Here is a 22,409-nt window from a genome sequence, read left to right as displayed (position 1 = left end):
AATGAACACGATGTGCGTGAGCCGCTGGTTAATGGTTTCTCCAAAGGGCCCCGAAACCTGCGCCGAGACAAGGAAACCCAGACTGGCCTTGGATGGGCGTTGTTCAAGCACTCCAAGGAGTTGATGGCTGCCGACAGCGTTAACCTCGGAGCCATCAAGCGCAACCTGCACGACTATCTCAAGCTGGATGTTGAAAAGCCTTCGCTGCTGCACGCGTGCGTACTTCAACTTGCCGCGAAACTCGCAGGGCAGGACAAATTGAGCATGCTTGGTTTTTCGCGCCTGTGGAAACTAGAATATCTGCGCTCGGAGGATTTCGAGCGCTACCGAGCGGAGGACGGCAAGGAATACCCGTCCTTGGCGGAGAAGGTCATCCAGCAGGCAGGTAAGGAGGCCAGCGCCTCAACCAACGCCGAAGACCAGAATTACATGCTTCCCCATATCAACGCGGCAATCGAGCGATTTCCCGACAACATCTGGCTGAAACTCGACAAAGCGAAGGTGCTCTTGTCCTTGGGCGCGCATGACGAGGCCTTAGCCTTCGGGCTCCAAGTCGCTAAGGCCAAGGCAAACGACTACTGGGCTTGGGGGTTACTGGGGGACATCGTTTCTCGCACCGACCAGCAAGCGGCGCTCGGCTGTTACTGCAAGGCACTGTCCTGCCCCGCCGATGACAAATTCACGGGAAAAATCAGGCTCAAAGTCGCTCAACGAATGTTGGAATGCAATGACTTGTCTGCCGCCAAGCGCGAAATCGAGACGGTTATCGCCTCCAAGGAGAATGAGGGCCACAAAATCCCCGAAACCGCGGCTCAACTCGCTTCTCAGCCATGGTTTGCCGAATCGCAGGCCAGCGCTTCAAACCGCGCCTTCTATCAGACTCATGCGGCAGCTGCCGAAACTCTGCTATTTAGCAACTTGCCTTGGCTCGATGCCAACATTGGCGAAAAATTTACGGTTCCTGGCAAAGAGGACAAGCCGAAGCGGAGGTTATTCCTGAAAACCTCCTCTGTCCCGACAGAGGTGAGCATTTCCGAATCCAAGGTTGGACGCAAGAAGCTGGCTCCGGGCAATGCGGTAAGGATCAAGGGCGAGTTTGACGACAATCAGAGGTTCAGGATTTTCGTGCTGGAAGATAGGCCATCCGAAACGCTTTGGGATGTTTTTCCGGAAAAAACAGGTGTGATCGACCACATCAACAAGGACAAGCACGTCCTCCACTTCATCGTCGACCGCGAGATAGAGGGTGTAATCCCTCTTTCCGAACTGTCCGGTTCTTTCGTTGAAGGGGACTCGATAGGTCTAAGGCTATCCCGATACACGTCAAAAAAAGGCCAGGGGTTCCGTGTGCATCAGGCTTGGTCGACCGACAAACAGCCAGATGCACATGTCAAAAAGGCATTCTGTGAGGAGGTACGCGTATCCAATGGCATGGGCTTCACGGAAACCGACATCTTCGTTGCGCCCCCGCTCGTGACAGAGCACGGAGTCGAGGATGGCCGGAAAATATCTGGCACAGCTGTGCTGAGCTACAACAAGAAGCGGGCTTGCTGGGGGTGGAAAGCCGTTTCGATTGACGCGGAATGACTAGTGCCGTTGCTGGGAAACTGCCAATAGTTTAACTCGAATCTCAGCTCTACTATTTGCCAATTGCCCCTGTAGGTCGATTCCAGCCCCAAGTCAGTCGGTAGGTCCCGGAATTCCTGAGCGGCCCTTTTTCCCATCGAACTTATTTGGCGTCCTGCCGTACACAGTCGGCACGTTGTCCAGCTTACGGAAAAGGCCGTCCAGTGTAGGGTCACCGCCCCCCAGCTGCCTGCAACGCGCCGAGCAGGCCAAGGTGGTTGACGGGCGATTCGTACTTCTGTGGATCGCCTTCAATGCTGCCTATGCCACCGACATCGATGAGACCCAACGATTGGCAAGCGAGTACCGCCATTTACCAACGCTAAGTTATCGCTAAATGCCGTTGCGCAAATTCGCGCTCTTCGTAATCGGTAATTCAGAAACGCTTCGGAACACTCCTAGTTCTCCGTTGAGTACAGAGTGGCTGCGATGTTCCCAAAGAGTCCCGAATTACGCTGCATATTGAGCATTCTAGCGGCTGGCGAGTTGTTTTCTATCTTGAATTTTGCCAGTTTCAGCTTGGCTTCCTCGCTTAGGCATAGAGCTGGATTTCCGAGCAAAGCGATCTTCACATCAGCGTTGGTATCGCTAGCCAAAGTTTCTTGAACCTCGCTGGTAACCTGTAAGTTTTTGGCAAGGTTGATCCGCACCTTGTAGCTGGAGTCACTAGCTAACTGGACTTGAATTGCTTCGGCAAGTTTCGGGTGCGCGGCAAGGACAAGCTTTAAGGGATTGTCGGCATTTTTCAGCAACATTTGCTGTTCTGCCACCGTCAACTCTGGACGTCTGGCAAATGCCTGCTTGATCTTGCTTGCGCCCTTCTCAAGGAGTTGAAGTTTTACATTGGCTCCAAGCGATGGATTAGAAACCAGGGCAGCGACAACCGAAATGTTGTGATCCACCGCCAGCTTAAACTGCAGGGATTCAGGCAGAATCAAGTTGCCGCCCACCGCCCTCCTTACGTCAGCATCGTCATCCAACACAAACTTCTCCAGAACTTGTTCGGGAAGCGCCCTATTACTTGCCAAACCCTGACGAACAAGCGCATCGCTATCGGCTGCCAGCTTCTGCTGAAGAGTTGTCCCTTTCGCCAGGCTTGCCAGCTTGGCGCGAAGCTCTTTGGCAAGAGTACCGTCATTGATCTGGCGAATCAGCAGATCTTCCGGTGCATTGCCGTTCAGGCAGGCCAGCTCGAGTAGCTCCAGATCGTACTGTGGGTTGCTCTGGAGAATATTGATGCGGATCGACAGCAAGCGCTCCGGACAACGAGGGTTTTCGTAAACGGCCTTGATCACTGTGCGCTGCGAATCCATTGCCAGCTTCTCTAGCTGATCGTCCGGACAATCCGGGTTACTCGCGACTTCCTCACGTTTCACATGGTTAGGGTCGGCAGCCATCTTGATCATCTGTGCCACACTGAGCCCCTGATACTCAGATGCCGGGCGCAACTTGAGTTTTTCGAACAACTCTTCGTACTTGCCGACCTGATCGCGCAGGGTTTCGCGTAGCGGGATGGTGGACTGGATCGCGTCTTCCAGCAGTTTCTGAGTCAATGCGCTGCCGTTAATGAAGGCATTAGCCAAGGCTTCATTGACCGCATTCTCGATGTCAGCACCGCAGTAATCACGACACAGCTTTACGAGCTTAAACATCTCCAGTTCAGCAACCGTCTGGTGCGACTTGCCCAGGTGAATACTCAGGATTTTTTCCCGCTCCACGGCGTTAGGAAATCCAACATAGAAGATCTCGTCGAAACGACCCTTGCGCAGCAGCTCCGGCGGCAGTGCGCTGATATCGTTGGCAGTGGCTATGACAAAAACCGCACCGGTCTTTTCCTGCATCCAAGTCAGGAAATAGCCCAGCAGGCGCGCCGTCACTTCCGAAGCATTACCGCCCCCCATGCCAACGAAAGCCTTTTCCAGCTCATCAACCCAGAGAATGCAGGGGCTAACGGTCTCCGCCATACTCAGTGCACGGCGCATATTGTGCTCGCTTTCGCCGACATACTTACCGAGCAATGAGCCGATATCCAAACGCAATAGGGGCAACTGGAATAGGCTAGCGGCGACCTTGGCTGTCAGCGACTTACCGCAACCGGGCATGCCGGCAATAAGCACCCCTTTGGGCGCTTTGACTCCCCGTTTAGTGGCCTCGTCCAGCCGACGGATAATGGTGGAGCGCTGCTCCAGCCAATGTTTCAGGTTCTCCAGTCCACCGATATCGTCCAACTCCACGAGGCTGGGGACCATCTCCAGCACACCGCTCTTGGCGATAATCTGTTCCTTTTCGTGGAGAATCGTCTTCAATGCACAAGCATCCATTGTCGCGGCTTGCCGCCCCATCATCCTTAATAGCTGAGCGATTTCGCTAACGGTCAGTCCACTCAGTCCTGAAACCACCTGATCATTCAGATTTTCCGGTATGGTCAATTGTCCGCTGGCTGCTGCCTGCGCCAGCAAGGCCTTGATTTCCTCGCGATCCGGTAGCGGTAGGGTGAGCAAGGAGACTTGAGCCTCGATCGGGGCAGGGATACAGACCGCCTCCGAGACCAGAATGACCGAGCATTCGCCGGCGTGATGACGTTCGATCAGGTTCAGCAACTGCTTAAGGCGTGCAATAGCGAGCGTGTTGTGTTCCAAGGCGAGTCGGGCGCCCTTGATCAAGATCAGTGACTGCTCCAGGTCCGCGTCCAACAGTGCTAACAGCGCATGTTCCAGCTCGGTTTTGCCGGACTCGAGATTGCTCAGTGGTCGCTTGTTGTCGAAGTCGACCCAACCATGCCCCAGGTTCCACTCATGGATACGCTTGAGCCCGAGCTTATCCTGAAGTCGGATCAGCAATTGATCGACACGGGCCTCTTCAGCGGACTGGATATAGATGGCGGGAGCGCCAGCCAGGAAATGCTCTTCCAGCTTGATTTCGAAATTCTTTTTGCTTTTCATGAAAGAGCCTTAGCCAAAAATCGAGTTAAACGCGCCTTTGAAAACATCTACTACGGCCGAGCCAACCTCTTTAATGGTTGCCGTCACTTTCCGAACAACCTTGCTGGCAACCTCGACAATCTTCCTGCCACCCTTTTCAATAAGCGTGCCCACCGCCTTCCCCGCTAAACGACCGGCAATGCCGCCAACAAGACCACCCACAGCCGTACCTCCAGGACCAAAAACGGAACCTAACGCAGCTCCCCATTTGTCGCCAAGTTGGGTGCCTTTTTGTTCGACTACTTGCGCCAGCGAGCGAGCGGCCACCATGGTTGTCTGCTCGATGGCATTAATTGCGGTATCGGCGAGGATGTCGCCCTGCCCCAGCTTATACAACGCCTTGGAACGCTCCAGGCCGGTATAGGTAGTAGTCGCGATCACCTCGGTTGGCGTATCGCGAAAAAAACTCAGCCAACCGCTTTTGGCAGCAATCACCACGCCACCGGAAACGGCAACCTGCGCACCGATATGCCGGGTGGACTTCAGCGTACTATCGAAAAATTCCTGCAGGGCCACACTGACAGGTGGGTTTTCATGGCCACGCATCCAGTTCCAGGTGCGCTGCCCGAGGATGCGGGCACCATGGCAGGAAGCATTCAGCGCCGCATTTAGCAACGCCTGATTGTTGATGTCCTTGGCAATGGCCAAACGGGAGTTTTCGTCCCAAATAGTCGGTTGTTTTTCCGTAGTGACTGTCGTACCGCCAATGGCGACGCCGGCTGGTACCGTAGTGTGACGAACATCCGGCTTGAGTGTCTGCATCAGCGATACGTTGGCCGACTCCAGCATGTCCTGCACATGCCCGGCGTACTCGCCCAGATTCAGGTCGGGATTGTCCTGAGCGTCCTGCTCCAGCTCCTTGGCCAGCCAGTTAGCCGTGCTTTTCCCCTTGTCGAGATGTCGTTGCAACGACTCTTTATGCTGATTGGTACGCGTGATCGACTCGATGAGCGTGCGCGCGACACTTTCGACTTCGGCGTTGTTTTCCCAGAGATGCGGATACTTGTTGAATTCATGCGTGAGCCACTGATCCAGGGGCACCTCGTGGCGATGCTGGTCGTAGGAACGAATGAAGCTCCAAATGACCTCTACAGCCTTGGGCGCACTACCAGAGTCAGCGAATGCGACTTGGCTCAGCAGATCTGCTTGGCGCTCGTGCTCTTTTTCATCGTTAAGCATCGGCTCGGAAACGTTCGACATAGAAAATCCGTCTGATTGGCTCATGGCAGAGTGTCCTTTGGGGATCAGCAAGGGTGACAAAAAAAAGAAATGATACCCGGCAAAGTGCCTATGGTCTCGCTAACGAATGGCCTTTTGCCATGCGACCCCACCCAAATATCACAGGACATGCACTTAGAGACGCAGAAGCAACTCTGCTAACGTCCGCTCAACCCACCCCGCATCGCGCATCTTCAACGATTCGCTCCCGCATTTCGGGCACTGCTTGAACCACTCCCCCGGTCCCAGCGCATCACTCTGGGGTGCCATCGTTTTCTTCCAACCACATTCACCACACACAAACGTAAATGGCCTGGGCCTTATAGGCATCGCAGCTCTCCTGAAAATTTATCCATAGTCGTCTCCATCAGCGCTCTCAACTACCGGGATACGCCAACTCGATCTGCTGATCGAACACTCCACCAAATCCACAGTACTCACGCGGAATGCGCTCCATGTCCTCGGCGACTTGCACAATCACTTCGCGCAGCTCCAATTGTTCGAACCACCGAGCAGGAATCGCTGCAGCACCATACTGAACACCCAACAAGTGCCCGGCGATGAGCCCGGTACTGTCGCTATCGCCACTGTGATTCACCGCCGTGATTACGCCTTCTTCGAACGAAGGCGCTGCCAGGGCACACCACAATCCGATAGCCAGCGTTTCTTCGGCGACCCATCCGCCACCGAGCTCGCCTATTCGTTGCGGAGTGGGCTGGTAGCCCTCGTAAAAGAAGAAAAGTACGCGCTCAATGAGGCTCCGTATTTCTTCCATACCGGGCACTTGTCCATATTGGGCCAGGCTCTGAGTGACTGCGTGTTCCAGGCTGTCTTGCCGATCGACAATGCGCTGGAGAATATCGGCAAACAACCCGGCCGCCAGGTAGCCCGTAGGGTGTCCGTGAGTCAGGCGCCCTGACTGGACAGCGTAGTCAAAGGCGTTTGCAAAGAAGGCGCAGGGCGCAGCGCGCATCAAGGCGCCACAGCCTTTGCTGTTGTTCTCGGCAACTGCGCCCAGCCGCGGACTGGCCTTGAGTGCACCTAGGCAAGTAGTGCCAGGGGCACGCCGAGACCAGAGCTCCGATTGCTTGATCAGCCAGCCGTCCACGCCGATCGGCATCGCCGTAGGGTAGTCCTGGGTTATCAGCCAGCGAAGCAACGAATGGTGAATAATACTGGGGACGTGGCAAGTCCCTCGTGAGCTGCCGCACACATAAGCCCGCAGCAAGCCTTCTGCGGTGAAAAGCATCATCTGCGTGTCGTCGGTGATGGCGCCGGTGGTACCGAAAGCAGGGGCAAAATCAACGATACCTTGTGGACCGAACTTAGCTTCAATTGCAGACCACTCGAGAAACTCCACTGGGGCGCCTAGCGCATCACCGACGGCGCCGCCGAGCAGGCAACCCTTGATCCGTTCAAGTCTGTTCATGTCCTTCCCTCATCCCTCTGCAGGGATCAATTCCTGCAGAATCACCAGCTTTCTTTGCAACTGCTGGACGTGCTCTTTCTCGGCTCGCAACGCCGAACGCAGTTCGCGGTTTTCCATTTCCCAGATCCGCGCCCAACGCACATTTTTTTGGCAGCCCATAGCCATCTGCCAGAGCTCACGCAATCTCAAACACTGATGCAGTAACACCAGCAGGATTGCTCCCATCATCAGCAATGCACCCGTCGAAACCGCTTCCGACATACTCATGTCCACTTCCTTTCGTGACTTCAATTCATTTTGAAGACAGACACACGATATGTAGTGTTAAACGACAGGTCTAGAATGTAGACTTATACAGGTAAAGTATTCGCGCACATGGAGAGGGTATGAAACGGAAGCAGTCCATCGAACAGGTCCGCTGGGATCTGGCACTTCGCTATCGTTTGATTGAGACCGTTGCCTGGTGGGAGGGCCGGTTGACCACGGGACACTTGATGCAGAGTTTCGGCATCAGCCGTCAGCAGGCGTCCAAGGACATCAACACCTACATCACAGAACATGCGCCTAAAAATCTTACATATGACAAAAAAATAAAAGGTTACGTGCCCAGCAAGACGTTCACGCCGCTGTTCATCGACAACAGCGCCAGCGCCTATTTGCACCTGCTCTATCAGAACAACGAACGCGCCCCGCACATCGATGGACTCGCCCTAGCCTACGCCCACACCAAGGTGCTGGAAGTCCCGGATCGTCCAATTCGGCCGGAAGTCCTGCGCCCATTGCTCAAGGCCTGTCGCGACGGCCTGCGCCTGGAAACCGAGTACGTGTCGCTCAATACTCCGAACGTGGAGATTCGCCTCATAGCCCCTCACACGCTGGTCTACACCGGTATGCGTTGGCATGTTCGGGCTTACTGCGAGAAGAATGGCCAGTACCGCGACTTTGTGCTCAGCCGTCTACGGGGCCAGCCGGATCTGCTCGACGAATCGCCAAACACTCGTGAGCTGGATGAAGACTGGAACACCGAGATACCGGTCATCTTTGCAGCCGATGGGCGATTGAACGCGGCGCAGAAGTCAATCATCGAAACCGACTTCGGCATGATTGATGGCCAGCTAGTGGTGCCCAGTCGCAGAGCGCTGGTGAAGTATGTATTGCAGCGCTATCAGATCGACCCCAGAAGCCAGGCCACTAACCCCGAGGCACAGCAAATCGTGGCAACCAACCTTAAGGAGCTGCGCCCCTGGCTCATGCATGACTGATCCTCAATCCTTTGGGCGAAGGCGTGTTGCCCCGAGTCGATCGCTGTCTGTCAGGCGTTTCGACTCGGCAACATCCATGTCCACCCGGCCGATATCTCGTGCCAGATACGCGCAGCGCTGATGCAGCTGTTGATCTCCCGGATCAGCAGCTGCTCAGCGATGTCGTGATGGCCATAGAGGATGGCCAGATTTCGAGCGGTATTGCCCTCATTGTTCTTCGCGTTCATATCAAGTTCGAATATATTGTAGTTGTCAGTGAAGTACTTGACGGCCTTGAAGTGGCCGTTTATTGCTAGCCAATGGATAGGCGTATTTCCTCCCACATCACGATGGTTGAGACTCCCGCCTAGCCGGAAACGCGTTTCAAGAGTTTTTATTTTTCCCTGCCTGGCGGGAAGATGCATGTATTTATCGTGCGGCATGAAGCTGCCGAGGCCTTTCCAGTCCCGCAGTTGCTTGTCCCCCAAGGCACCGAGTGCCTCCAGCTTCTCGATCAGGGCGATTCGGTTCAGCCGATAGGCGATGTCCAGTGGGGTGTCCCCCACAAGATTCCGGTCATTGAACGCCAGCGGATCAAACGACGACAGATACTGCGTATTGTCGAGTAGCACTGAAGCGTGCCAGTCCCCCAAGCCGAGCCCCTCCATGTCGTCAACGCAAAAGCTCGTCGAGGCCAAAGCCTTCTGCAGCAGAGGAAGCAAAGCGGGCGTGTATGGCATTACTGTCTTCCCTGTTGCGGCTAGATGACAAAACCCTTGATGGCGCTACTCACACCGGGCGAGAGCATTGGCAGCCGTCCCGTACCTGACAGCCATGCACAAACCGTTGACCAGGCTCATGTCGTGCGGAGTCAGGCAGCGTATGGCAGTCAGATCGGGGCTGGCGACGATACAGGCCAGCGATTTCGCCCGGCTGACGGCCACATTCAAGCGATTTTTCGAATACAGGAAGCCAATGTCTCTGGGCAAATAGTCTTCATTCGAGGTCGCCATCGATACGATGACAATCTCCGCTTCCTGCCCCTGAAACTTATCTACACTGCCGACACGAGCGCCCGCTGGCAGCACCTGTTTCAGCAACTGCACTTGCAGGTTATAGGGTGCTACTACCAGGATGTTTTCGATGCACATCGCGTGCTCGACGCCCTTGTTATCCACATAACGCTGCCGCAAGAAGTATGCGTAAAGCGCTTTGACTTGTGCCGCTTCTTCATCCGAACTCTGGCTGTTGCCATCGTGCTTCACAGGGCAAAACATCAGCCCGCTGTTCGGCACCTCAGGTCGCTGGCCATCGAGTAACAATACCCGTCGCTCTGTGCCTGGCGCCGAAGAAAGTTGCCCTTCGTACACGGCTTGGGAAATGAACGAGCAAACGTTGGGGTGCATCCGCCAGGTTTGCGCCAGGAACACCCCACGATCAGGCGCGATGGTGGGCGTGCCATCCAGCAGATAGTCGAGTATGGAATCGCCGGAGCGGCCCGGATGCACGCCTTGCACTGGCTGCGACAATTGCATCTGGTCGCCCATCAGGACGATGTTTCGCGCAGCCAGGCCCATCGTGACCAGATTAGCCACACTCACCTGACCAGCCTCGTCGATGAACAGATAATCCAGTTGTTCGGTGAAGGTGTCATCGGCGAATAGCCAGGCGGTGCCGGCGGTCAAGTCAATGTTCGGCCCCCAGGCATTGAGGAACTCCTTTTTCTCCTCGATGGAACGGATGCAGCGGCCGGTGAACTCCGTGCCTTCGCCATCCGAGGACTTTTTCAATCCCGTGAAAGTGAATCCCTCATCCTGCGCACGAGATTCAACCGCCGCCAGCAGGTTATTGATGGCGTGGTGCGAGTTGGAAGTTACGCCGATGCGCTTGCCCGCCTTGAGCAAGTCAACTATGAGGTGCGAGCCAGTGAAGGTCTTGCCTGCACCTGGCGGCCCCTGAAGAAACAGCACACTGTTCTCAAGATTGCGTACCACCTCCTTGATGGCATCAATCGTCGGCAAGCCTGGATCAAGCAGTGGCGCACCAGGCTCGACGCCCTTCACCCGCGGAGCGCGTCGATGCAGAAAGTCCGCAATCGCCTGGAAGCGCTGTTCTCCGGCCAAGAGGCTGTCGGCATAGCGGAACAACGCCTTGCGCAGCGAAGTAGACGGGATCGGTCTCCCGGGAATCATGTCGAAGTCATCAGGCGGTGCATTTCTCTCGGTAGCCTTGAATGTCGCCAGACCGTTGTCATGGTCCAGATTAACCAGCTGTACGCTGGCCAGGGACTCGGTGATGACACCCTGAGAACCGGTACGCATTTTGGTTTCTTGAGGGTCGAAGCTGTACTCATACAAAAACGATTTTTTGTTTGGTTCAGGCGGTGTGTTTGTGCGCTGCAAACCGGCCAGACTCTCGATATCTTCCAGCAGTTCCTCGGTTGTCATGTCCTGACGGCTGAACAGCTGCCACCACGTCGGCTTATCTGCGCGGCGGTGGAAGTCGAGTAACTGGAAGGTGAGCAACGTGACCTGATCCTCGTTACTCATGACCTCGTCGTCGGTTCGCAGACCACCCAGCAAACGAACGCGATAATTCTCCAGAAGAATTTCGATTTCCTTTTGCTCCATGACTGACTTGTCGCTTTCGGCTTCAGTCCCGAGAAAAACGCCTGCATTTGACGGCTTGATTTCCAGCAGCCAGTTACGCAGAAGATAGGTGGATAGCACGTCGTCTTCGTTATAACGCTCGATTTGCTCAAGCAATGCCGACTCGCCGGTCTCTTTCCATCGCTCATAAAACACGATGCTCGCGCCAGCATTGGTCACGTCGCCGGCGCGCTGGCCCATGTAAAAATGCTCGATATTCTTGATCGAGTAGCTGGGCTCTGACACCCGGATCGCTTCGCGCACGACCTTGTACAAATCGATCAACTTGCCGTTGCGCAGCAACCAGTCCACTTGCGCTTCGCGCGTTCCGTGCTGGCTCATCAGGCGCTTGATGGCCGTCTCTTCGTAGCTGGCATAGTGGTAAATATGCGCGTCGGGATAGCGCTTGAGATGGCCGATGACCCAGTCGATAAACTGCTCGAAGGCGATCTTTTCTTCATCCCGGGTGTGCGCCCAAAAGGGTTTGAAGGTTTGTTTGCCACCCTCGTCGATGTAAAGGCCGAAGAGGTATTCCAGGCCACCCTCTTCCAGCGGATTGCCCTCCATGTCGAAGAACAGGTCGCCCTCAACCGCCTTAGACATCCGGTAGAAACCACGCCGTTCACCCAAGACAGGCAGAAGCTCGAACAACGGGACATCACTGGAACGCCCCTGGAATTGCAACCGAGCCTGATGCCGTAACTTGCTTAGCGACTCCGTCTGCAATTTCGGGATGCGCAGGTCGTCGGTACTGTCCGCCAACTGGCGCAACGTGGTCACGCCAGCACTCTGCAATTTCCGGGTTTGCGAACGGCTGATGCCGGCCACTGCCGAGAGGTGGTCGTCTCGCAACCGCTGTTCGTCACAGCGATCACGCCACGCACAGAACCCGCAATGGCTGCATGGCTCCGGGTAGGTAACGAGGCGCTCGGCACTGTTCACGAACGCCTCAAAACGCTGTAGCACATGCTCCAGATAATCGGCGTAGTCAGCGACCCGAAATGCCTGCTCGGTGCGCGCAGCATCACCGAGTACGACGTACATGAACTGTGGCTGTACGCCCTGGATCGAGATCAGCATTCGTGAATAAAGCGCAACCTGTACAAGGAACTTGGCCTTGGCCGTTTTCGCCAGTTTGGTGTCGATCACCTCATAGCTGTGGTCGCCCAGCGCCGACGCCCGCGGCACTTTGCGCAGGAAGTCGGCATGGCCAATAAAGGCGCCTTCCTGAAGCGACGCCTGGAAGATGATATCGACACCGGCCTTCATGGCCTGGATGGTCAGTTCCACCCGACGCGCGAAACTCGGATTGCCCTCGGCAATGTCGACAACGTTGGCGTATTGGTTTTTCAGCCGTTCGAAAAAGGCCGCTTCATGGGCCAGACCTTTGTCCTGGATCAAACGGTTCTGCTCGCTTGTCGCCGCTTTTTCCATAGGGCTTACAAGGTTCTGAAGGTCCAGCGCCGTGAGGTGCTGGCACTCAAGAAAACCGCAGATATCTGAGGCAGAGTAGAACTGAATTCCGTTTCGGCTTTGCATGGTCGCTTCCAGTACGGTGAAGCGTCCAGGAACGCTTCACGCTGATTTAATGTCGTGTGTGAGTCAGGCGTCGAGCGAGCATCCGCCGAAAAACTGCTCGAACAACGTCGTCGGCAAATGTTCTGCATCGAGCAGCCCGAAGTGCTTGCCCACGTTGCGCCCCAATGCCAACAGCGTCTTGGCAGAGTTCTCGGTACCTGCATATCCGGCGCTCAAGAGGTAGCCGATGCGTGCCTTTTCAGTCGTCGCCCGCAGATACGCATTGCCCGTGATCAACACATCCACCAAACAGACGCTTGCCCGTTCATCACCCAGGGTGAACGGTTCCAATGTCTCGCTCACCAATGCAGCGCACAACCCATCCTTGCCACCGACGACGATACGTTCGAGTTCTTCGAGCGACCGGCCAAACAGGTCGAATTCATCGATGGAAAACGCGAAACAGTAGCCCTGCGCTGTGGCACGCGTGAGCGGGTTCTCGTTGCGCGGGTTGGCCAACAGCCAGGCAATGAAGGACGCTTTGTTGTCGAGCGAACCGCTGTGGCGGAAGGCCAGATAATCCTTTAGGACCTGACTGAAGGGATGCCCGGTTGGCACCCATCCAGTGCTTTCACGTTCACTTTTCTGCGGATCACTCGCTGGCACTGCGGCCTTCGGATCAGTCGCCAGCGTCACATCGAAGCACCGCAGGTCATAGCCGAGCATAAACAGGCTGGCCTCGAAGGCGTGGCATCGCGCGGGCAGCGCCCCTTGTTCGGCAAACCAGCCAGTACGTTCGAGCAGGGCGCGGATAATCCAGCCCAACCGCACCTGCCAACGTGCCCATTCGGCATAATCAATCGCCGAAAATTGCGGCGCCGCCAAGCCGTTCAAGAATGCTCCCGGGTTTCGGATCTGGTTGCCACGAGCGGCTCCGGACGGGAACGCCAGCAGAGGTTTGCCGCTCCCCGTCCATTGCTGGCGAAACAATGAATACAGCATGCCTGTCGCTGCGCCGACGCGACTGTCATAGATGGGTGACCCCGACGGATCAAGCAAGGCGTGAATCTTGGTCAGGCCAGCATCGAAACGCTCGACACTTATCGCGTCGAGATCATTCAGATCATTGTCGCCGTCGAGCGACATGAGCCCGGCCATTTCCCGCAGATAGCTCGACAGCTCGCCCTTTTCGGCCAGCCGGTGCAAAAATGGAATGGCTCCCCGGACACCACCCCAACGAAGAATCTGCAAACACGCCTGAAGCGCTTGTTGTTCGTCCCCCCGGTTGACCGCACTCGTCAGCCACTCGCGAAGTTGTCCGAGAGAGCGTTGAGTTTCAGCCCAGGTTTGTGAATCCACCGAATTTTGATGGGTATCTTGCCAGCTTGCTTTCCAGCGGTATTGCTCAAGAATCTGCTCGAAACCCTGGACATCAGCGGTTAAACCGCCCGGCACAAATTTGCTCGCCTTGAAGCGCAGCTTGAACGTCAACGTCGGCAAGTTCGTTGCGAGCCATGCGATGAAGGACTCAACTTCAGGTTGCGCCAGGAACTGTTCGCGCTTCATGCAGACCACCTTGCAGGTAATATCGAATGGCCATACCCTAAGCAAAACCACAGCCCCCGTCCATGTTGTTTGTCCGTACAGGTAAACAAATGGAGCAGGTTCTCAGGCCCTCGATTGAAACTTCTCTACCCATGCCTGGGTTTAATCAAAAATATGTAAAGTTTTCAGACGCTCCCAATCTGTTGACGTACTGCCCATGACCTCAAGGATCGGCACCCCATGGACCATCAAGCACTCAAGACCCGTCATCGACAGGAACGTGAAAGTCATCATCCCAACCTCACCTTGCGTGTTCATCGGGCGCTGAGTTGGCTCAATCGTGCCGAGCAAGCTGACGATGTCGATGGGCGTTTTATCTTCCTGTGGATCGCCTTCAACTCGGCCTACGCCACCGATATTGACGAGCAGTACCGCCTTTCCGAGCAATCCACGTTCAAGGCGTTCCTGGACAAACTCTGCGCGCTCGACACGGCCAACCTGATCGAGAATCTGGTCTGGTCCGCGTTCTCCGGCAGCATTCGCGCGTTGCTGGACAACCCCTACGTGTTCCAGAGCTTCTGGGATTACCAGAACGGCAAGATCAGCGAGCAACAGTGGACCGAGCGCTTTGCCAGCGGTCGGCGAGCAGCGCAGCAAGCGTTGGCCAACCGCAATACCCCAGCAGTGCTCGGCGTTCTGTTCAATCGAATTTATACATTGCGAAACCAGGTCATGCATGGGGGCGCAACCTGGAACAGCAGTGTGAACCGGGATCAGCTGCGCGACTGCTCAAACCTTCTCGGCAAGTTGGTGCCGGTGATTATTTTGCTGATGCTGGATAACCCGGAAACGCTATGGGGTGATGCTTGTTATCCGGTTGTTTCTTAGGTCGTGGGACTTTCCAATCACGCGATCACAAACGAAGTGATTCCGCTGGCTGTTCATCCTCATCCCCTAACTTGCCACTGTCGAGCATGACATCTTCGTCCTCGATCAGAGGGACTGCGAAAAAGCGGGGACTTTGGGCGCAAACTGCGCCCGTTCCCGCCCACGAACTGTTCAAGGAAAGAATGCAATGATCAAGAAATCGGTATCGGAGCTCTCGTTCGTCAACAAAGGGTCGCCATTGCCCACTGTCGAGGTCGACTCGCACTCCGTCGAAAATGCGGGCTTTAGTATCTACCGCACTGTGATGCAGGTACTGACCCAGTTGGCCGAACAGGACGCATCACTTCGCGCAACCCTTTACATGTACGCTTCTGCCAGCGTCAATTTCCGTGAGCAGAGCTGGTCTGAATTCCTGTTGGTTGCCGGCCCTAATAAGGTTCTACTGGCCTTGGGCGCTGGCTTCGAGCGGTTGCCAGCGGTGAAGTCGCGGTTCAGCGATTACGTTTCGTCCTCCATAGCCCTGCGCACATTTCATGTCGAGGATGGGCTGGTATGGGAGCAGGAGGACGCCTGCACTTGGTATTCCAATGGTCAGAGCCTGGCTGACCTGACCGCTGAGGCCGAAGAGGCCGAAGAGGCCGATGATGATCCGGAACTTATAGAGGGGGATGAAGAGGACGAGGACTGGGATGTCGAGGAACCAGATGCCGAGGATGAGCAGGGTGCAGACCAGGCCGTGGCCACTGCCGAGCGAAGGGCGGCGCGCTATCGGGCCGCACGTTCGGATGCGAAGGTCAGCAGCATTCGGGCAGCCATCGAGGAAGTCTTTGGTCTACCGGAAGGTTCGGTCGCGCTCTGTGGACCGGATCGGCGTGCGCTGCGGGGGGATGCCCGGATCAGGACGTTGCGCAAACGCTGGGAAGAGAGCTGAGCAGGGGAGCCGATAAATGACGCATGAATCTCCTGTCCGGGTCAGCACCCTGGCATTCGACGATCTGCTAAAGGTAGGTTGGCCATTGGCACTGGACAGTTATCAGCGCGGCTTCGTGTGGGGCCCGGACAAGCTGTTGCAACTGACCAGTGATCTCGCAGAGTTCGCAGGCCAGCCGGACAAAACCTTGCCTTACTACATTGGCGCGGTATTGCTGCATCGCGATGTGCACCAATCGAGAAGGTTCATCATCGATGGTCAGCAGCGCATCACGGCGTTGTCGCTGCTGTATCACCGCGCGACCGGTGCACTGCCAGCGGGCCAGGTGCTCAGCTATTCGGGGCAGTCCGCACGACATATCCGTGAAGGGATTCAGGCGTTGAAGCAGCAAGAGCCGATTGCACCGGAGATCATCGGAAAGCTTCGTCTGACGGTGATCGAGGTGGACAGCAGCGACCTTGCTTTCACCTTTTTCGATACCCAGAACAATCGCGGCGTGCCTCTGCGGGCCACCGACCTGCTCAAGGCCTATCACCTGCGTGCGATCGATCACGCAGACGCTAAGGGCGATCTGAAGACAGCCCTGCAGCAGCACTGCGCCGAGCGCTGGGAGGCGCTGCAACGTCAACCTGCGATACTGTCGCCCGGCCAGGATTTTGCCCCCAACCTGTTCAATCGTTTTCTCTGGCGTGCGCGGCGTTGGCGCGGTGCGCAAACTCCAGCCGGCAGACACGAGACGCTGCTGACCGAGTTCCAGTGCGACACATGGAACCACGTTGCGGACAGCCGCAGCAGCGTCGACAGCGTGCCGCTCTACGCCACCCGACACAATCGGCTGGCAACTGCGTTGACGCTGACGGGCGACGGAGAGCACGTACTGCACGGCAGTCAACTGCGCATCAGCCACAACCCCGCGAACTTGCCGATGGCACTGCGCCAGCCCATTCATGAGGGCGTGGGCTTCTTTCTCTACGCAGACAAGTATGCCGCCCTGCTGCAAAGGCTGATGAACGATCCTGCGCCGTGCGCGCAGGTGAGTTTTTTCCGCGCGATATATCGACAGCTGCTGTGCAACAACCAGGAGTATCTGCGCGAAATTTTCATGCTCTGCAGCCTGGTGTACATGGATCAGTTCGAAGTCGAGCAACTGACCGCGTTTGCCTTACGCCTGGAGTTTCTGCTGGGCGCAATTCGCCTGGAGAAAAAACAGGTCAAGCAGGAAACCGCCGCCAACTTCTTCAGGTTGGCCGAGCTAAACCTGCTGGATGTGATCGCACAAAGCTACCATCCTAAACAGGTGCTGGACTTTCTTCAAAAGCGCCAACACGCCGTGGCATCGTTGTATGCCGATGAAACGATTGAAGTGGGGAATGGTGTGCAAGGTCGATACAAACGGGCTGTTCTGGAGTTCTACAAGGTGCAGGCGGATCCTGAATGCCGCAACCTTGCGGACAAATCGCAATGGCTTGAGGTGTTTCTTAAAGCCTCCCATGGAGGTCGCCATGAGCATTGATTCCAGCCTCTGCACTCTGCAACAGCTGGCCAACAGGAAAGACGCTGCGTGGTGTTTCAATGTGCCGATCTACCAGCGCCTGTATGTGTGGGGTGATGAGCAGATCAAAACACTGCTGACAGACATCGCCAATGCTTTCGATCGAGGCGACACGCAGTTCTTCCTGGGCGGCACGCTGTTGGTGGAAAAAACCACCGATGAAGATCGCAATCAGGGCATGCGCCGCTTCGACCTGATCGACGGCCAGCAGCGTTTCACCACGTTGTGGATGCTCAGCACGGTGCCGGTATGGAGCCAGGTGATGGAGGACTTCAGTAGGGTTGTGCTGAAGGAAGGGACGATTCCGCGTCTGCACTTCTCAATCCGGGAGCAGGTGAACGACTTCCTTGCCAGCATGATGCCGGGGGGGAAAGCGACGAGCAGCGAAATCATCGACACTCAGAGCATGAGAGAGGCTCAGCAATTGATGGCCTCCTTCGCGCAGACCTACAAGCGTGCGGACGGCGGGCCTGTTGATGATGAATATCTCAAGGCGCTGGCCAACTTTGTGTATCGCAATGTATCGCTGGTGCTCACGCAAGTGCCTGAGGGCATGGACCTGAACAAGCTGTTCGAAGTCATCAACAACCGTGGTATCCAGCTACAGCACCACGAGATCCTCAAGGCTAGGTTGCTGCAGGACATCCCCGCGGAAAGCCGTTTCCGTTTCGCGGCACTGTGGAATGCCTGTGCCGACATGAGTGGCTTTGTCGAGCGCAATCTGTGTCTGGAAACCCAGCTGGAGGCGCACCGACTGGGGGATCTCTATAACAAGGGGCAACTGCTCCATGCAGGCGCCGTACACGGGTTGCTCGATCGAAAGACCAACTCCGCGCAAACGGATGGCTACGACCGCCTGACCTTGCAAGCCATCGTTGACTGCTCTGTTACCGATATCGGTGCGGCTCCGGCAGCCATCACCGGGGATGACGGAGAAGCCCCCTGGGCGCGGAGCATCATCGGCTTTCCACTCTTCTTGCTGCATGTGTTGCGTATCTGGCTGAAGGAGCAAGGGCAGGCAGATCTGCCGCGTGTGCTGGATCGGCAGCTGCTCGCCCTGTTTGAAGCCCACTTGCTAACGCCAGCGGATTCGGCGCAGCGTGTGGCAAGGGCGCAAGGGTTCATTGATCTGCTCTGGCGCATGCGTGTGCTGTGGGACGAGTATGTGATCAAGTGGGTCGATCAGGGCGATGACGAAATCCATCAGGTCTGCCACACATCGATTTCCGCCAGTGAAGACAAGCGTTACATCAATCGCAGTCGCGACAATGCCGTGCACCAGGGCCTATCGTTGCTGCAGAGCATGCTGTATCACTCGCAGGAAATCACCACCCATTACTGGCTGACCCCCTTCCTGTATTTTATCCACAAGCATGCGCACACCGTGCGGGGTGGTGGCGGTGAAATCGAGCGTTACTATGGCTTCCTATGCCATCTGGATAACCAGCTGCTTGGAGAAGTGACGGATGCTTCGCTGGTCGTACGTAGCCGCCGGTTCATGGACGATCCCTGGCGTACCGCTTCGGCGCTGCAGTTCGACGCTGTGCTGACGGAGGACCATGGCGTCAGATTTGCGCATTACTGGTTCTATAAACTGGACTTCGTGCTTTGGTATGAACAGCAACGTGATCATGAGTTCTGGGGCAATTTCCGTTTCACCGCGAAGAACTCGGTGGAGCATATTTCGCCGCAGACCCCACAGGCGATCGATACCAACACGGTCTCGCGGGATTGGCTGGACCGCTTTGGCAATCTTGCGCTTGTCTCGCGCAGTATCAACTCGGAGTACGGTAATCTGCCCTACAACGAAAAACGCCAGCGATTCCTCAACAAGCGGGCGTACGAGAAGCGGCCTGACTCCCTGAAAATGGACTTGATCTATTCGAAGGAAACGTGGGGAGAGGTCGCGGCCGATGCTCATCAGGCTGCTATGCTGGCGGCACTGCAATGCCATTATCAAAGGGTTTTCACCATCGACTAGGGTGACGGTGAAGCAAGCGTTATCTGCGCTATCCATTAAGCGCAACGACGGGTGATAACCCTGCAGCGATGTCGCCCGATGTATCCACAGCCAGGAGCGACGGTTCAGCATCTACGGCATGAGCAGGATTACACTGCGAACCACTGGGATGATGCCATCGCGTGCAAGCCCGCTCCCGCAAAGCTTGGTGCCCAATCCCTAACTACCGTCCATTTGGGTCGATCTCAATCTGCCACGACCGGCTAATGACGACCCAAAGCTCCCTGTCGCAGCAGCTAGAAAATCAGAGGAGATTCAGCGTGCCAGATGGAGCTGAGCATAAGTTCACTGAGAAGAGCCAAAATTCATTAAAAAGCTGGTCACATAGGTCTGGCAAGAAGTGGCCCGAAAACGTGTGTATGGATTAGATCACCCGTCATTTGAGAAGCGCGAAGAGTACATCCAGTGAAATTTCCACATTGGTGTCTGGTTCGTAGAAACAATCATCTAACGGATCCGTCCAAACCAACTCCCCGGTCAAAGGCCGTCGCATGCAGTTACTCAGCCGCAGGTCCATCGACTCAATCCCCCGAAACTCCGCCGCCAGCGCCAGCGTTTCCATCAACCCAGCATACTGCCTGTGAGCGCGCGCCAGTTCACGACATTGCTGTGCAACAACGGGTAAGTCCCTCGAGCCAGGCTGCCCCTCTTCATCGAATCGCGCAAGCCAAGCCTCAATAACAGGCTCGCTGCCCACTTCAATATCAACCAGGCGCTCGACCTGCGCAAGCCAGTAGAACTCTACCTCAGGACCAGACTCGTAGGTGTCCGATAACGCCACCGCACCATAGTTGTGCAGTACCCTGACCACGTTTGGGTTACCCGCAGCCGATTGTTGCGCCAGGAAGTTATGGCCACTGCCTTGCAGGGTTAGCCTCAGCAAACTGTCACCCGTCTCGAAGATAGTTGAACTGGAACCGGTCTTGAATACCTTCGCGCCTTTGAGTCGCAAGGTTTCCAGCAGTCGGTCGAAATTCGGGGTAGGGAAACGCGCGCAGATGTGTTCGCTCATTGTGTTCTTCCATAACAGATTGAGGTCTGCCGAGCGCAAACTTCGGCTCATTTGGACAACGACAATTCAGCTTGTAGCCGGTTTAATTTTAAGCAGGCCTTCCACCACAGCACTGACGTCTGCCAGGCCGCCAATGCTCACAAGCCAGCCATAAGTTATGGGTTGCTTGCCATTATGCAATTTCGATGGAAACTTCGACATGCTTGAGTGGTGTCGATGGCCTGTGCTGACGGCGATTTCCGTCAGCAGAACTACCAAGTGCCCCCTGATGATATTGGGGTGAACCATCAGACAGATGTTGTTGATGCGGGTCCTTGCTTTCAATAAATAAACCGTCTGGCCGGCAGCGCAAAACTCTGCGAGGTATTTGCTCTCCCTGACGAGCACATATCCGCTCTGTTCAATCTGCTTGATCACCTTTTTGGTGAATTCATCGCATAGGACAGCTACGGTCTTGCGGGCTGGCTTGGCCGGAGGCGGTGGGGCAAGGGCAGCTTGGATACTGTCTGGTATAGGGACGGCGCATGGCGGTTCCGACATTGGCGCAGCGCCGCCCAGAAGCAACGCAGTTGCGTCAGCCATTCGCGCATAGGCCCGATCGAGTTTCGCAACTCTGTGACGTACAGGGTCTGTTGGCTTCAGGTCACTGAGTATTTTATCTCTGATATACACACTCGGTGCGCTGCCGCCACTGGTTGAAGGATGGCAAAAAGAACCCAGAAACTGCCGGGCGTGCAGATACCCGTTATCGACGCACCATTGCAACGCGTCTTCGGGACAATCGCCCAGGCCGATATACAGGGCGTCTGGGTTAATTTCGCGGAGTGTGGAGACGAAGCAGTCCATGAAGCACCCTCGAAATAAAGGGGAAGCCATCAGGTAGGCAAATGAGCCCGCAAACATGGATTCGCCGCCCTCAGGCGTTGTTGTAAAGGCCGCGTGAGGTATGACCGAGGTTCCGTGGAACAAGCCGGCGTTTTCTTCCCACAGGGACTCTACATCTGGAATGCGCAGGATCTTGTCGAACTTGAAGTGCCGCAGATAGCGCAGCAAGTTTGGGCGCATGGCGCTGCCACCGAATGCACCAAGTTTTTTCACATCATGAAGCAGCTTTGCAGTCGGGATGCCAACGGCCATTAGTCGTTGAACTTCGCCGTACGCCAATCGCAGCTGGTTAGGGCCTGGGGTGATGCCCACGATGACCAACTTGGCATCAGCGTTGAGGTGTTCGAAAGGGATGTACCTGAGGATGTCTCTGCCTGTGTTTTCAATCACGAGCTCGGGACTGTTGGCGCCCGCCGTGCCGAGCCTGCAGATGGCAGGTGAGTAGCGCTCGAAAAGTGTGTGGTCCATCGAGTTGTTCTCCTGATCTGTTCGAGCTCGTTCCGTTAGTAGGGCAGTTGCTCAGCGGTGCCGGAGTTGGACCGGTATTTTCTCGGTCCGAATCAGTCGCTCGCACTCTTCGACTCGTCCGCCACGGTTGATAGGGGCCAACCTGTATCCTACCGGCGGAATCGGCTCACTACACCAGGCGCAGTGGTCACCGGGTACGACGCATCAATGCTGTGTTGCAGCATCCTGATCCTAAACTGCCCTGGATGCTGGCCAACATCGACCGCGAGGTGATCGGCGCCGGCGATGTACAGATCCTTGAATGTAAAACTGCAGGTATAAACGGCGCGCGCCTCTGGAAAGAGGGCGTGCCGGAGTATGTGCAGTTACAAGTGATGCACCAGCTGGCCGTGACTGGCAAGCAGGCGGCGGATGTAGCGGTCTTGCTGGGTGGTCAGCACCTGGAGA

The 22,409-nt window shown here is 55.9% G+C and carries 15 protein-coding genes and 1 pseudogene; 7 read left to right on the top strand and 9 right to left on the bottom strand.

What is annotated here, in order from left to right:
* The first annotated feature begins 12 nt into the window (after window positions 1–12).
* A complete protein-coding gene (locus QMX91_RS02480; RefSeq protein WP_282412191.1) occupies window positions 13–1,587 on the top strand; it encodes a tetratricopeptide repeat protein in 1,575 nt (524 codons plus the stop codon).
* A 437-nt stretch (window positions 1,588–2,024) separates the two neighbouring features.
* Here the strand turns inward: QMX91_RS02480 and QMX91_RS02475 are convergent, their stop codons facing one another.
* The 4 genes from QMX91_RS02475 to QMX91_RS02455 form a co-directional block, all read right to left on the bottom strand.
* Entirely contained in the window at window positions 2,025–4,568 is a 2,544-nt protein-coding gene (locus QMX91_RS02475; protein WP_282412190.1) for an AAA family ATPase, read from the bottom strand.
* Window positions 4,569–4,577: 9 nt separating this feature from the next.
* The gene (locus QMX91_RS02470; protein ID WP_282412189.1) at window positions 4,578–5,831 is read right to left on the bottom strand and encodes a DUF1269 domain-containing protein; all 1,254 of its coding nucleotides are present in this window, start codon (window positions 5,829–5,831) and stop codon (window positions 4,578–4,580) included.
* Window positions 5,832–6,201: 370 nt separating this feature from the next.
* Window positions 6,202–7,254, bottom strand: a complete 1,053-nt coding sequence (locus tag QMX91_RS02460) for an ADP-ribosylglycohydrolase family protein (RefSeq protein ID WP_282412188.1) — start codon at window positions 7,252–7,254, stop codon at window positions 6,202–6,204.
* A gap of 9 nt (window positions 7,255–7,263) precedes the next feature.
* Entirely contained in the window at window positions 7,264–7,521 is a 258-nt protein-coding gene (locus QMX91_RS02455; RefSeq protein ID WP_127650044.1) for a hypothetical protein, read from the bottom strand.
* A gap of 119 nt (window positions 7,522–7,640) precedes the next feature.
* On the opposite strand from QMX91_RS02455, the gene QMX91_RS02450 reads away from it, so the two are divergent.
* The gene (locus QMX91_RS02450) at window positions 7,641–8,516 is read left to right on the top strand and encodes a WYL domain-containing protein (RefSeq protein WP_220381831.1); all 876 of its coding nucleotides are present in this window, start codon (window positions 7,641–7,643) and stop codon (window positions 8,514–8,516) included.
* A gap of 50 nt (window positions 8,517–8,566) precedes the next feature.
* Here QMX91_RS02450 and QMX91_RS02445 read toward each other — a convergent pair whose 3' ends face one another.
* The 3 genes from QMX91_RS02445 to QMX91_RS02435 all read right to left on the bottom strand — a co-directional run bounded on the left by QMX91_RS02445 (window position 8,567) and on the right by QMX91_RS02435 (window position 14,227).
* Window positions 8,567–9,235 (bottom strand): ankyrin repeat domain-containing protein, encoded by a 669-nt coding sequence (locus QMX91_RS02445; RefSeq protein WP_282412187.1) that lies wholly within the window; start codon window positions 9,233–9,235, stop codon window positions 8,567–8,569.
* 45 nt (window positions 9,236–9,280) lie between these two features.
* Window positions 9,281–12,682, bottom strand: coding sequence for a TM0106 family RecB-like putative nuclease (locus tag QMX91_RS02440; protein WP_282412186.1), 3,402 nt, complete (start codon window positions 12,680–12,682; stop codon window positions 9,281–9,283).
* Window positions 12,683–12,745: 63 nt separating this feature from the next.
* Window positions 12,746–14,227: a hypothetical protein gene (locus QMX91_RS02435; RefSeq protein ID WP_282412185.1), complete on the bottom strand. Its 1,482-nt coding sequence runs from the start codon at window positions 14,225–14,227 to the stop codon at window positions 12,746–12,748.
* Window positions 14,228–14,446: 219 nt separating this feature from the next.
* Here QMX91_RS02435 and QMX91_RS02430 point away from each other — a divergent pair, with 219 nt between their 5' ends.
* From QMX91_RS02430 to QMX91_RS02415, 4 genes are all read left to right on the top strand, one after another.
* Window positions 14,447–15,094: a HEPN domain-containing protein gene (locus QMX91_RS02430; RefSeq protein WP_057025050.1), complete on the top strand. Its 648-nt coding sequence runs from the start codon at window positions 14,447–14,449 to the stop codon at window positions 15,092–15,094.
* Window positions 15,095–15,281: 187 nt separating this feature from the next.
* Window positions 15,282–16,025, top strand: coding sequence for a hypothetical protein (locus QMX91_RS02425; RefSeq protein ID WP_282412184.1), 744 nt, complete (start codon window positions 15,282–15,284; stop codon window positions 16,023–16,025).
* Between the two features lie 16 nt (window positions 16,026–16,041).
* Window positions 16,042–17,538, top strand: a complete 1,497-nt coding sequence (locus QMX91_RS02420; RefSeq protein ID WP_282412183.1) for a DUF262 domain-containing protein — start codon at window positions 16,042–16,044, stop codon at window positions 17,536–17,538.
* Window positions 17,528–19,558, top strand: coding sequence for a DUF262 domain-containing protein (locus tag QMX91_RS02415; protein ID WP_220381837.1), 2,031 nt, complete (start codon window positions 17,528–17,530; stop codon window positions 19,556–19,558). Before QMX91_RS02420 ends, QMX91_RS02415 begins: the two co-directional genes overlap by 11 nt.
* 415 nt (window positions 19,559–19,973) lie before the next feature.
* Here QMX91_RS02415 and QMX91_RS02410 read toward each other — a convergent pair whose 3' ends face one another.
* The gene (locus QMX91_RS02410; protein WP_220381838.1) at window positions 19,974–20,609 is read right to left on the bottom strand and encodes a hypothetical protein; all 636 of its coding nucleotides are present in this window, start codon (window positions 20,607–20,609) and stop codon (window positions 19,974–19,976) included.
* Window positions 20,610–20,675: 66 nt separating this feature from the next.
* A complete protein-coding gene (locus tag QMX91_RS02405; protein WP_282412182.1) occupies window positions 20,676–21,962 on the bottom strand; it encodes a hypothetical protein in 1,287 nt (428 codons plus the stop codon).
* Between the two features lie 167 nt (window positions 21,963–22,129).
* Here QMX91_RS02405 and QMX91_RS02400 point away from each other — a divergent pair.
* Window positions 22,130–22,409: pseudogene (locus tag QMX91_RS02400) on the top strand (lambda-exonuclease family protein); the annotation flags it as partial.

Origin of the sequence: Pseudomonas sp. PS01299, assembly GCF_029960145.1 — a bacterium.
GTDB lineage: Bacteria > Pseudomonadota > Gammaproteobacteria > Pseudomonadales > Pseudomonadaceae > Aquipseudomonas > Aquipseudomonas putida_A.
This window is presented reverse-complemented; position numbering and strand designations above follow the sequence as displayed.